Annotated in this window: 7 protein-coding genes and 1 pseudogene; 4 read left to right on the plus strand and 4 right to left on the minus strand. The window is 61.1% G+C overall.

Going from position 1 to position 12472, the window contains the following annotated elements; all coding sequences use genetic code 11:
* Positions 1 to 21 precede the first annotated feature (21 nt).
* A pseudogene (locus AAY81_RS10835) lies at positions 22 to 228 on the minus strand (phosphopantetheine-binding protein); the annotation flags it as partial.
* Positions 229 to 391: 163 nt separating this feature from the next.
* On the opposite strand from AAY81_RS10835, the gene AAY81_RS03795 reads away from it, so the two are divergent.
* The 4 genes from AAY81_RS03795 (at position 392) to AAY81_RS03810 (ending at position 9378) form a co-directional block, all read left to right on the plus strand.
* Positions 392 to 5368 carry an amino acid adenylation domain-containing protein gene (locus AAY81_RS03795; protein ID WP_066661569.1) on the plus strand — a complete coding sequence of 1659 codons (4977 nt, stop codon included), beginning with the start codon at positions 392 to 394 and terminating at the stop codon, positions 5366 to 5368.
* Positions 5361 to 6158: a thioesterase II family protein gene (locus AAY81_RS03800; RefSeq protein ID WP_169815791.1), complete on the plus strand. Its 798-nt coding sequence runs from the start codon at positions 5361 to 5363 to the stop codon at positions 6156 to 6158. The genes AAY81_RS03795 and AAY81_RS03800 overlap by 8 nt, the downstream gene beginning before the upstream one ends.
* Before the next feature lie 474 nt (positions 6159 to 6632).
* On the plus strand, positions 6633 to 7718 hold the full coding sequence (locus tag AAY81_RS03805) for a class I adenylate-forming enzyme family protein (protein WP_074777364.1): 1086 nt from the start codon (positions 6633 to 6635) through the stop codon (positions 7716 to 7718).
* A gap of 88 nt (positions 7719 to 7806) precedes the next feature.
* A complete protein-coding gene (locus AAY81_RS03810) occupies positions 7807 to 9378 on the plus strand; it encodes an ANL family adenylate-forming protein (protein WP_240480633.1) in 1572 nt (523 codons plus the stop codon).
* 85 nt (positions 9379 to 9463) lie between these two features.
* On the opposite strand, the gene AAY81_RS03815 is transcribed toward AAY81_RS03810, so the two are convergent.
* The 3 genes from AAY81_RS03815 to AAY81_RS03825 are packed head-to-tail and all read right to left on the minus strand — an operon-like array spanning position 9464 to position 12307.
* The gene (locus AAY81_RS03815) at positions 9464 to 10963 is read right to left on the minus strand and encodes an ABC transporter ATP-binding protein (RefSeq protein WP_066661576.1); all 1500 of its coding nucleotides are present in this window, start codon (positions 10961 to 10963) and stop codon (positions 9464 to 9466) included.
* Positions 10960 to 11682 carry an energy-coupling factor transporter transmembrane component T gene (locus AAY81_RS03820; protein WP_066661578.1) on the minus strand — a complete coding sequence of 241 codons (723 nt, stop codon included), beginning with the start codon at positions 11680 to 11682 and terminating at the stop codon, positions 10960 to 10962. Before AAY81_RS03820 ends, AAY81_RS03815 begins: the two co-directional genes overlap by 4 nt.
* A gap of 1 nt (position 11683) precedes the next feature.
* Positions 11684 to 12307 (minus strand): MptD family putative ECF transporter S component, encoded by a 624-nt coding sequence (locus AAY81_RS03825; protein WP_066661582.1) that lies wholly within the window; start codon positions 12305 to 12307, stop codon positions 11684 to 11686.
* Positions 12308 to 12472 lie beyond the last annotated feature (165 nt).

The following is a 12472-nucleotide window of genomic DNA, read 5'->3' on the forward strand; positions in this document are numbered from 1 at the left end:
CTCTTCCGCGCATTTCACGAGCGCATCAAGCGTGGGCGCTTCTATGGCATCTGCGTATGACAGCAAAACGCCCATTTGTCCATGGGCGCGATCGATAAGTTGCATGAGCGTGATTGACTGGAGTCCGATGTCGTAGAGTGAGTCGCTTCCTTCGAGCTCTTCGGGTTCCGCACCGACTAGTTCGGCGATGTTTTCGTATAGCCAGGTTTTCAACGTTGGGATGTTCACGAATCTCCTCTATCTTTCTTACATGCATGGAAAAAAATTTGAACATGGGATAACAATCTTTCCGAGTTAGTGTATCCTGACATCCGCACAGTTAGCAATACCTAACTTTTTAACTCAAACCCCTTGCGGGGCTGGTAGGTACATACGGCAAGAAGGGCTTTTCATGAATCAGAATGCAGCTGAGATTATTTCCGATGCGGCCAGACAGGGCGTGAAACTGTGGGTGGAAGACGGCAAGCTGCGCTTCCGCACTGAGCATGGCAGACTGCCTGATGAATTGCGTGCTGCCATCAAGGCGAATCGCTCCCAGATTATGGACGAGCTCGAGCATGGGGGGTCGTCGTCCTTCCAGGCGCATCCCGAGGATGCGCATCAGCCGTTCCCCCTTACCGATGTGCAGTCTGCGTATCTGCTGGGTCGTCGCGATTCCGTTTCCGGTGGTGGCGTTTCGTGCCATGCGTATTTCGAGATTGGCGCGCGCGAGTTGGAAGTCGCCGATATCCAACGTGCGTACGAAACGGTGGTAGCCGCTCATGATGCCCTGCGCACGCGCTTCGACGAAGCGGGTTTCCAGCAGGTTCTACCTGTGAGCCAAGTGGAAGTGCCGCGCATCGTGGAAGCCCATAGCGACGACGAAAGCGCTCTGCTCGATCTGCGCGAGCAGATGTCGCACATGGTGCATGATGCGAGCGTTCCTCCGCTCATGGGCATTGGCTATAGCACGCATGGCTCCGTGCGTACCGTTCATGTTTCCATTGACTTCCTGGTGGCTGACTGGACGGGCATTATGCGCATCTTGGACGATCTGTTCGAAGTCGCCCATGGTCGATCGCTTTCCCAGGAGCCCGCGCGCATCACGTTCCGCGATTATGTTCTCGCCCTTCAGGCGGAAGATGATTCCGAAGCGCGCGAATACTGGCAGGGTCGCCTGGGCGATATTGCCCTCGGCGTCGATGTGCCCATGTGTTCGGGAGAGTGGGAAAAGCGCTTCACCCGCCTGGAATGCACGCTCGACGAAACTGAGTGGGATTGCTTCCGCAAGGTTGCGCAGAGCATGGAGGTAAGCCCTAGTGCATTGCTTTTGGCGCTGTATGCGCAGGTTATTTCGTTCTGGTCCGCGCAGGAGCGCAATGCCATCACGGTGACGCTGTTCAATCGCCGTCCGTATCACGAAGACGTGCCGAAGCTCGTTGGCGATTTCACGTCTACGGGTTTCGCAGTGCTCGGATCGTCCGAGAGCACGTTGCGTGAGCTTGCGCACCAGGCTGCGGGTGAGCTTATGGCCATCGTCGAGCATAGCGCCTATTCGGGCGTGAAGGTCATCCGCGATGTGGTGAAGCAGCTCGATGGCGAGACGCCCAGCTATCCGTTCGTGTTTACGTCCGCCGTTGCCGATGATCGTTCGAGCGAGTTCGAGCATAGTTGGTCCATCGATTATGGCATTACGCAGACTCCCCAGGTGGGAATTGACTTTCAGGCGGCAACGATAGGGGGCGCGCTTCACGTGAACTGGGACGTGCGCGCCGGCGTGCTGGCCCCGGGCGTGCCCGAGGCCATGTTCGACGCGTTCCGCCGCGCGCTCTCCGACGCCGCGTCGGGCGCCGCCCCGGCCGGCGAGCCCCTGGCCGTGGCGCTGCCCGCCGCGCAGGGTGCCGCGCGAGCCGCCCACCAGGCCGCCCTCGACGCGGCCGCCGAGGGCCGCTCCTGGGCCCCGGGCCTGCTGCAGGACGCCTTCCTGGCCCGCGCGGCCGAGGACCCGCCCGCGCCCGCCGTCTCGGGCCCGGGCGCGGAGTCGGCCACCCGTGGCGGGCTGGCCGCCATGGCCCGCGCCGCCGCCGCGTCGATCGCCGCGGCCGGCGTGGAGCCCGGCTCGCGCGTGGGCGTGTGCGCCGCGCGCGGCGCCTCCCAGGTGGCATGCGCCTACGGCGCGCTGCTCGCCGGCTGCGCCTACGTGCCCCTGAGCCCCACCGTCCCCGAGGCCCGCAGGGCCCGCATAGCCGAGCGCGCGGGGCTCTCGGCGCTGCTGTGCGACGGGGACGCCCCCTGGTGGGGCGGCGCCGCGATCGCCGCGCCGCGACCGGGCGACGACGCGCCCGCCGGCTGGGAGCCGCCCGCGCAGGCCGCACCCGGCGATCCCGCCTACGTGATCTTCACCTCGGGCTCCACCGGCGAGCCCAAGGGCGTCGTGGTCAGCCACGCCGCCGCGCTCAACACCGTGCGCGACGTCTGCGCCCGCTTCTCGGTCGGCCCCTCCGACGTGGCCCTGGCCGTGTCGGGGCTCGACTTCGACCTGTCGGTGTTCGACCTGTTCGGCGTGCTGGGCGCCGGCGGCTCGCTGGCGTTCTGCGAGCAGGGCCCCATCGCCGACCCCGCCCGCTGGACGGCCGCCGCGCGCGAGGCGGGGGCAACCGTGTGGAACTCCAGCCCCGCGCAGATGACCATGGCCCTCGACGCCGGCGAGCCGGGGCTGCCGGGCACGCTGCGCCTGGCCCTGCTGTCGGGCGACTGGGTGCCCACCGACTCGCTCGAGCGCGTGCGCCGCTGGGCGCCCGGCGCAACCGTGGCCGCCCTGGGCGGCGCCACCGAGACCGCCATCTGGTCCAACGTGCACGTCATGGCCGACGGCGACGCCGCGCGCCCCTCGGTGCCCTACGGCGCGGCCCTCACCGGCCAGCGCATGGAGGTGGCCGGGCCGGGCCTGCGGGCGCGCCCCGACCTGGTGCCCGGCGAGATCGTGATCTCGGGCGCGGGCCTGGCCGAGGGCTACCTGGGCCGCGACGACCTCACCGCCGCCGCCTTCGTGGAGGGCCCCGGCGGGACGCGCTGGTACCGCACGGGCGACGTGGGGCGCTGGCTGCCCTGCGGCGAGATCGAGTTCCTGGGCCGCCGCGACACGCAGGTGAAGATCCGCGGCAACAGGATCGAGCTTGCGGAAATCGAAGCCGTTGCGGAAACGCATCCTGGCGTGGCTGAGGCATGTGCGCTCGTCATTCGCCCCGAAGGCGCCCAGCCGAGCGTTGCGCTCGTGGTGCGTCCCGAGCGTCGATACGAGGCCGATCTTTCCAGTCGCGTCAGCGCAATCGATGGCTGCATGGCAACGGTTGAACGCCTTTTGACGCGCCGCGCCAAGCGCAGCGCAAACGGGCTCGTGAGCATTGGACAGTGCGTATCCAGCGTCGTCTATCGCGCGGCCATGGACGTGTCCCAGTCCGAGACGGGCATGCAGCTGAACATCTTGGACCTCCGCTCTTCCGACGAGGCGCTTCCGCGTATGGTCATGGATGCCGTGGAGGGCTTCGATTACGTTTACACGCTCAGCCCGCGTAGCAGGGAGGAGCGCGAGAAGGCCGTGTCCTTCTGGGCCGATAATCCTCGTGTGCGCGTTATCGACGCCGATCCGTGCTCGGAGGAAGTCGAGCTTCGCAGGGATGAGTACGACATCATTATTCTTCCCGAAGACGGAGTTTCGGGTTTCGAGCGCTATTATGCGCCTACTGTTTGGCTGATTAGCGGGGTTGCCCTTGCTCACATCGATCGGGAAGCCGCCGTTTCGTTTTCCGATACGCGCCAGGTGCGTCGTACCGACGGCGCTGCGGTTCGCGGCGAGGCCGATGTGCTGTTCGAGATGTCGGGAGATGACTGCGAAGCTGCATTGCACGTCGAGCTTTCGGCGTTTGGCTATAAGCGCATCGACCGCGATACGCTGCGCATGGATCTTGCAGCCGGCCTTCCTGCCGCCGCCGTCCCCTCGACGGTGTGCTTGGTCGATGAGTTTCCCATCACCGAGCATGGCAAGGTGAATCGTAAGCTGCTCAATCGCTTGATCGTTGAATCGCTTTCGCGCGATCATGCCGTGCTGGGCGCCAATGCTGAGGATGCCTATGGGGTGCTTGCCATTGTGCGCGAGATTCTGGGCAAGATGGACATTTCCCTTGTAGACAACCTGGTCACCTATGGCGCCGATTCCCTTATCCTCGCGCGCATCATTGCGGGCATTCGCGAACGCGTTCCCCAGGCCGAGCATATCGAGTTCGACGCATTCCTGCGTGCGGTGCTCGACGAGCCCAGCGTTTCCAGCTTGGTGTCCGTTATCGATGAACGCGTGGGAGCGCAGGACGAATCCGGTGAGGGCTCGTTTGCTCCGCAGGCTGCGGCCGATATGCGCACGGGCTGCGTGCTTATGACCCAGCAGGGCGATGCCGTGGCGCATGACGATGCCGTGCGTATCGTCATTCACGGCGCGGAAGGAAAGATGGACACGCTTTCCGAGCTCATCGAGGAATTGCGTAATTCCGGGGCATGTCGCGTGTATGGCCTGGTGCTTCCCAATCGCGAGCGGTATCTTTCCGCGGGTGCGGCCCAGCTGGCCGAAACGATGGCACCGGAATACGCACGTCTCATCGCCGATCTGGGGTATTCCCGCGTGCAGGTCATCGGCCATTCCGTGGGTGGCCTTATTGCCGCAGCGTGTGCGTCTCAGCTTCAGGCCATGGGCATCGAGGCGGTGTCGGCCGTCGTTATCGACAACCTGCCATCTCCGCTCGACCTGCAGGACGATTTCTTCTCCGACCTCTTCTTCGTGAGCATGTATGGCGTGAGTCCGCTTTCCATGGGCTTGGATGCGCAAGACCTCATGACGCTGCCCAAGGCGCTGGAGGCGGTTATTGCCGAGCACGAAGGTTCCGTTCCCCAGGATGCGCTCATGCGCATTGGCGGTTCGCTGGAATTCGATGCTCTTGCGAATAAGATGGCGGCATTTCATGCGCGCGACGTGCGTGAACGTGCTGAGCAGTATGCGGGCCTCATTCGCTCTCATGCGGGTGTTTCCTACGACGCCGATGAGACGCTACAGATGATGAGCGTGTTCGATCGAAGCTTCCGCGAGAGCGATGCTCCCGTGCCCCTTTCGTTTAATGACGTCGATTACATTGCGGCTACCGATCATGGCCTATTCCCCGAGGAAATGCTTGCGTGCGCCGTCGATCGTTGGCGCGAGTCGTCGCTTGGGGCGTTTCGCGTGCATTCGGCGCAGGGATCCCATTATTCGATTGTTCATGGAGAGGGCTGCAAACAGGTTGTTCGCGTAGCCGATGAAGCACTTGCGCTGCTTGTGGCCGAGAAGGCGGCTGATCGTGGGTAGTTCAATGGCATGTGGCGATAGCCTGTTTTCAGCTCGTGCGGGCATCGAGCGAATTTGCGGCGACGGCAGTGGCGCGCGCGTGCTTTGCTTCCCGCACGCTGGTGGAAACGCAACGTGGTTCCACGTATGGAAGAGTGCCGCGATTGCACATGGTATAACGCTTGACGCCGTTCAGTATCCCGGTCATGCGGGCATGTTGAAATACGCATGCGCGCGCGACCTCCCGCATCTTGCCGACCTCATTCTCGACGAGGTGGGGGAGGACCATGCGCGAACGCATCTCTTTGGGCATTCCATGGGTGCGCTCGTCGTCTTCGAGCTTGCGTATCGTGCCCAGCGTCGTGGCATTCGCTTTGCGGGCGTGCATTGTTCTGGGTCGCGTTCGCCCAGCATGCCCGTCGTGGATCCGCGTAGCGCCCTGCCCGACGACGCGTTCATCGATGCCGTGGGTGGCTTGGACCCAACCGAGGTGAATGCGCTTGCGGTGCCCGAGATAGCGGAGCTCTTTCTGCCCATCGTGCGTCATGATTTCCGAATCGCCGAGGATTATCGCTCAGCGTCCGTTCTCGACCATCAGGACATTCTCGTATACGCCGGGCGCTCTGACGACGAGTTCCTGCCCCGCGATGCCGCAGGTTGGCAAGCGCATACCACTGCGTCGGTAGAGTGCCATGCCTTCGATGGCGGTCATTTCTTCTTGCGTGATGCGGGCTGGGAGATTCTCGCGAATATGGTCGAACCAAATCATCTGTCAAACCTTGCGAAAGGATCGCTATATGTCAATGACTAATGGTGTGCTCGAGAGGAGCTTTCAAGCCGAATTGCGTGACGTTATGGAACGTCATGTAGATGATGAGATGCTCGTGGGCTCGGCGGGGCGCCTGACCGGTGGCGAAGTGCTGCGCCGATGCGAGGCAATCCGCGACGAGCTGCTCTTTGCGGGCTTGGATGTTGGCGAATACGTTGCATGCGCGGGAAACGGCGATATCGATATGATGATTGCCTCCATGGGCATTATGCTCGCTGGCGGCATTCCGCTTCCCATGCAGCTCTTCCGCGAGGTGGAGTCATGGTCGGTGGGGCTTGCCCAGTCGCATGCGCGCTTCCTGGTTGCCGAGGAGACCTGCGAGCGATTGGTTGCCGATGTCATGCGCGGCTTTGGCGTTGAGCCTGCTGTGGTTCTCGTTGCGCTTGATGGGTCCGTTTGCATCCTTGTGCTGCTGGCTCGTATGAAGACGTTGACGTTGACCCTGCCAATATTGGCATGGTGCGCTTCACGTCGGGCAGCACGGGCGTGCCCAAGGGGATTCTCATGTCCTATGCTGCCGCGTTCTACAACATCGCGGCGTCTCAGACGCTTATTGGTTACCGCGACAACGGTCGATACCTCAATGTCGTTCCTTCGTGCGACTACGTGAGCCTGGTGTTCAGCATTGCCGCGCTCATGCGCGATGAGGTTGCGGTGTTCTGTCCGAGCATGATGCCTGCGGCCGACGAGGTCGTTGGCATGCTCGAGCAGGAGCGCATCACCGACATGCTCATGATCACGCCGCAACTGCTTGCCCTGGCGGAAAGCGGCCTTATGGCGGGGCGCGACGTGTCGCATCTCCAGCGCATTCTGTATGCGGGGCAGGCCGTCACCGTCCCCGCGCTTCGTCGTCTCATCTCCGTTATGCCTTGCGAGTTGGCCCAGTTCTACGCTTCCACCGAGGCGGGCATTCTGGCAGGCCTCACTGCGCAGGATCACAAGAGCGACGACGATCGCATCCTTTCGTCTGCGGGTCGCCCCTTCGATTTGGCGGGTACGCGCGTTGCCATTCGCAATCCGGCAACGGGTTGCGATGTTACCCAAGGCGAAATCGGTCACATCATGGTGAGCGGACCGGGCGTGTGCCCCTGCAAGTTGGGAAGCGATGAGCCCTTCGACATGGTCGATGGGTGGCGTGACATGCTCGACCTAGGCGTCATCGACGAGGATGGCTATCTGTCGGTGAAGGGGCGCACACGCGACGTCGTTATGTATCGTGGATCCATCGTGTACGCCCAGGATGTCGAGGAGCGCATTGCCAACGTTCCTGGCGTGTGCGACGTGTGCGTGCATCCCGTGACGCATTCCGCCGACGGGGAGCGCACGTTCGCCTGGGTTGTTCCCGATCAGGGCGCATCTCTCGATCCCAATGAGATTATGGAATGCGTGGAGGCCTCCTTCGGCTGGGCTTCTCGTCCCGCGTATATCGAGTTTATCGACGAGCTTCCCAAGATGGGGTCGTTGCAGAAGGTTGACAAGCGTGGCTTGCGCGCACGCGCCGAGCAGATGCTCGAATCGTGGCGTGCGGGCATCGTGGATTAGCCGACGTATTGGATTGCGCGACAAGGGTGCGTGGCTTGGCTGCGCTACTCGAGTCGCGCTTTTGATTGGAGTATGTGTAGTGGAGAACATGTTTGATCTCGTGAGCGAAACGGGCGTCGCCCCCTGGCGAACCGCCCAGGAGCAAGTGCGCGATGCACTCGAATGGTCGGGCGACTCGTGCCTGGCGGAAACGAAGTCGGGTTCGTATAGCGGCAACCAGGTGCTCGATCGCGTCTGCGCCATACGCGACGAGCTTCTTCGTCGTGGCTTGCGTCCCCAGGAGTTCTGCGCGTATGCGGGAACCGACGACCTGGCGGTTATGTGCGCTCCGCTTGGCATCATTCTTGCAGGTGGCGCGTTCCTGGGCCTTCCGAATTATCATGGCGTCTCCGAGTGGGTGCGCTTCCTGCGTGAGACCGGAGCCCGATTCGTGCTGTGCGAGGGCTATCTGGTCCAGCGTTTGCAAGATGCCGTGGCGGAAGCTGGGCTTTGCGTCGAATGCATCGAGGTTGCGTCCGATGGTACGCTCGTTGCGCCTTCCGGACCTGAATCGTTTGACGATTACGAACCCGACTCGGTTGACGAAGTCGTCACGGTTCGTTTCACTACGGGTGCGTCGGGGCTTTCGCAGGGCGTTCTATTCACGCATACGACGTGGTGTTATGACGTTCTGCGCATTGCGTTTCTATTCGGTTGCCGCGAAGCGGGGCGTTATTTGCAGCTGACTCCCAATACCGACGTGCAGGGCATCGCCATGTGTCTGGCTGCCTTGGTGCGCCGCGAGGCGGTGGTCGTATACCAAGGAAAGCCCAGTAATGAGGGCATCGTGTGCTCCATCGAGCGCGATCGTATTACCGATCTCTTCCTGCCGTCTTCGCAGATGATCAAGCTTGCCTTGAGCGATGCTTCCGCTATGGCCGACCTCTCGAGCCTAAAGCGATTCGTGTATGGCGGCCAGAAGGCTGCTGCGGCGGATATCCGCATGGCGCATGAGTATCTGGATTGCGAGCTCGTGCAATTGTATGGCTCGACCGAAGCTGGCATACTCACGTGGCTTTCTCCCGAAGACCACGAAAGGGAAGACGACGCGGTTTTCGACTCGGCTGGTCGCCCCATTCCCATTCCTGGCGTGCAGATCGAGATTCGCGATCCGCGTACGCGCGAGGTCTTGCCCGTAGGCCAGGTGGGTCACGTTACCACGTGCGGGTGCGGCGTGAACGATCGTTCCCTTGGCGTCGACGTGCCCGCGGAAATGATGGGCTCGTGGCGCGATACGCTCGACAAGGGGTATTTCGACGAGGATGGCTATCTGCATATCTGCGGTGTCGATCGCGACGTGATCATGTATCGCGGATTCGTTATGTATGCTTCCGAAATCGAAGATTCGCTTACCGCCTTCTCGGGCGTTTGCGAAGCGGTTGCCCATGCCGTTTCGAATGACAAGGATGGCGAGCACGTTGTCGTTTGGTGTACTTTCGAAGAGGACGCATCCGTCGATTCCGCTGCGCTCTCCGATGCGTTGGCAGTTGACTGTGGGCCCTGGTATCGCCCCGAGGAAATACGCATCGTACGCCATATTCCCTGCAAGCGCGAAGATGGCACCTACGATAAGCAGGCGCTGCGTGCGCTCGTGGAAAACGGTGATCTCGCTATGGCGTAGGCCTGCGCGCAATTGCTCCGTATCGTGCGTAAAAGAACCCCCGCTGGCAGTGCCAACGGGGGTTCTTCAGGCTATGCGGGTTGTCTTATCGTGCCCAGGAGCCATTTCCGAGCATGCGGAAGAAGCCGTACATGCGGTCGACGCCCGTGTTGTCGAGCGCGTAGGGCAAGCCGGCGTGACCTCCCGAAAGCTCGAGGACGTGCGTGCAGCATTCCTCGATGAATTCGGGGTCGTGCGTGACGACGATTTGCAGCATGCCTTCTTCCTTCATGTGGCGGGTAAGCGTGGCCACCTCGCGCATATGGCGTAGGTCCAGGCCGCTGGTGGGCTCGTCGTAGAGGATGATCTTGCGGTTTGCCGCAACGGCCGAGGCGATGGCCACACGTTGCTTCTGGCCGCCGGAAAGCGAGATGGGGTGCCTGTCTATGACCTCGGTGAGATTCAGACTCTCTGCGATGCTCAGCGCGCGCTCCCGGTCTTTCTGGGGCATGCTGAGCAGGATTTCCTCAAGCACGCTTTCGGTGAAGAGCTGGTGGGTCACGTCTTGCATGACCATGTACACGCTATCGCAGAGCGTTTGGCCCTTGTACGTTTCTCCGTCGATTTCCAACTTGACGCGCGCCTTCTTCTGCAGGCCCGCAAGGCATTGCAGAAACGTGGACTTTCCTGCGCCATTGCGCCCGATGAGGGCGATGATGCCATGGCGGGGAAGCTCGATCTCGTCGATGGAGAGAACGTTTCCAGCGCCCTTGTACGAGAAGTGCATGTCCGTGATGCGGACGTGCGCTAGCTCGCATGCGTCGGCGCTGCCTCGATGGCCGCTTTCCTCGAGCTTGATGGCACGCAGCCCCATGGAGCGCATGTCCTGATTGCTCATGGCACGCACCTCGTCTCCGCTGAACGTGCGCTCGATGGATCCGTTTCGCACGATGGCCATGGTGTCTACGATTTCGCTCAGGTAGAAGATGCGATGCTCGGCGATGATGATCGTCTTGCCCTCTTCCTTCCAGCGCGTGATGACGCGTTGGAGTTGTGCGATCGCCTCCATGTCCAGGTTGGACGAGGGTTCGTCGAGCACGAAAATGCTCGGTTCGATGGTGGACGCCGCAGCGCAGGCGATACGCTGCCGTTCGCCGCCCGAAAGTTGGAAGACGCTGCGGTCGAGCAGCTCGTCGATTTCCAAATCGCGGGAGATGAGATTGATTCGATTGATGATCTCTTCCCGGGGAATGCCCTGGTTCTCGCACGCGAAGGCCAGCTCGTTCGTGGTGTCGGTGGTGAAGAACTGGCTTCGGGGGTTCTGGAAAACGGAACCCACGTGCTGCGAGATGCGGAATAGCTCGGTGTCGGCTACATCGAGGTCCTCTACGTACGCCTTTCCCTGAAGGGAGCCTTCGTGGAAGTGGGGGACCAGGCCGTTCAACAGCTCGGTGATGGTTGTCTTTCCGCTTCCGGATTCTCCTACGAGCAGGATGACCTGACCGCGTTCACCCGAAAGGTTGATGTTGTGTACGCTTGCGCCCTCGTCTCCTCCGTCATAGCGAAAGCTCACATTGTCGATCTTGAAAGCGGTATTGGTTGTCATAGCAGGTGAAGCTCCGAACATACGTAAGCGATGAAGCAGGCGAGGCAGATGAGGATGCAGAAGATGTCTGTGACCCTAAATCCTATCTCGCTGATGGTGGTGCGATGGACGGGGGCGCCCAGGCCTCGTGTGAGGGCGGCTGCGGATAGTTCCTCGCCAATGCGGATCGAGCTCATCATGAGCGGGATAAGGCGGTACTCGAATGCCGCTGCCACACCCGTCTTTCCCAATCGGATTCCTCTCATTCGCATGGCTGCGCCAATGGCGCGGTTTTCCTCGGCGAGCGTGGGGAAGAAGCGAAACATGACCGAAAGCGGGATAACGATTGTTTGCGGCAAGTGTATCTTCTCTAGCCCTGCAACCAGATCGCCCACGGTTGTGGTGGTGACAAGGTAGTAGAAGGCCGCAACGCCAGGAGCTAGTCGCAGCATGATTCCACTAAGGAGCAGGATGAACACCGTCCACGCACCCGATGTGAGTGGGGCGACGTACATTTGCAATAGCTCGGCTGCGATGAACGCCACGGCGTAGCCTAGGGCGATGTTTAGCTTTCGTTCCATGAGTAGGAGTCCCATGGGGAGAACTGCCAGGATGGGGCGTACGTAAATCATTGCTCCATTATAGCCGCCCGTGAGGAGGACTATTGCGAGCGTGATGATGATGAGTAGCTTGGTACGCGGGTCTAGCAGCCCTTGGCGCTTGCGGTCTTCTGATGTCATCTTATGCAATACCTGCTCGTTCGAAGTGCTTACGGTAGATGCGCTTGCCAATGGCCGCGCCTGCAAGACCCGACACGAATGCCACTACCACAAGAAGCGGAATGATCCACGGAGACATGAGCCCCGAAAGGGCATTCGCGTAGTCGGTGCCGTAGTTGGCGGCTTGCTGAGCCAAAAACGAATCGCGCGTGAATACGAATGGCATGAAGTTGCCGATGATCCACATGCCCGTAACGGCATAGGCCAAGGTTGCCTTGCGCATGCTCTGGTAGTTGCCCGAGCGCAGGATGAGTTCGGCGATGATGGCGCAGATGATGCAGGTGAACAGGCTGAAATAGCCCATTCCCCCTACGAGCATGAAGAGACCCACGAGGGTGAAGAGTATGACGAGCGCGCCAAATTTATGCACTTTGGCAATGAGGTACATAACGGGAATGCCGCCAAGCAGCGGAACGAGCACAGCTGCGAGCGGAACGAAGATGGGGATGATGGCCAGCATGCCGGGAATGCTGGAGAGCACCACGTAGATGGCCGTGAAAATGCCGATGGTAATAAGGTCCTTCGGCTTGAGCTTGGTATTGATCTTGCTTGCAGATCCGCCTGCCACCGTCTCATTGACTGACATAGTCTACCTTTCCCTTGAGCTGTGATGTTTGCGTGACGGGTCATAAAACTTCATTCGTGAAATGAAATGTTATTATAAGGCTCTTCGGTGGTTTCTGTGGGAGAGATTCCGGCATAGGCCCAGCTCAGCGGGCGAAAACAACGATCTGGAACTGAAACGGCCCCG

Source organism: Denitrobacterium detoxificans (assembly GCF_001643775.1).
Classification (GTDB): domain Bacteria; phylum Actinomycetota; class Coriobacteriia; order Coriobacteriales; family Eggerthellaceae; genus Denitrobacterium; species Denitrobacterium detoxificans.

What these genes read in the sequence shown, in the direction of transcription:
- AAY81_RS03815 (WP_066661576.1), bottom strand. Translation starts at nt 10,963, where the DNA reads ATGACAACCAATACCGCTTTCAAGATCGACAATGTGAGCTTTCGCTAT.
- AAY81_RS03795 (WP_066661569.1), top strand. Translation starts at nt 392, where the DNA reads ATGAATCAGAATGCAGCTGAGATTATTTCCGATGCGGCCAGACAGGGC.
- AAY81_RS03820 (WP_066661578.1), bottom strand. Translation starts at nt 11,682, where the DNA reads ATGACATCAGAAGACCGCAAGCGCCAAGGGCTGCTAGACCCGCGTACC.
- AAY81_RS03810 (WP_240480633.1), top strand. Translation starts at nt 7,807, where the DNA reads ATGTTTGATCTCGTGAGCGAAACGGGCGTCGCCCCCTGGCGAACCGCC.
- AAY81_RS03825 (WP_066661582.1), bottom strand. Translation starts at nt 12,307, where the DNA reads ATGTCAGTCAATGAGACGGTGGCAGGCGGATCTGCAAGCAAGATCAAT.
- AAY81_RS03805 (WP_074777364.1), top strand. Translation starts at nt 6,633, where the DNA reads ATGGTGCGCTTCACGTCGGGCAGCACGGGCGTGCCCAAGGGGATTCTC.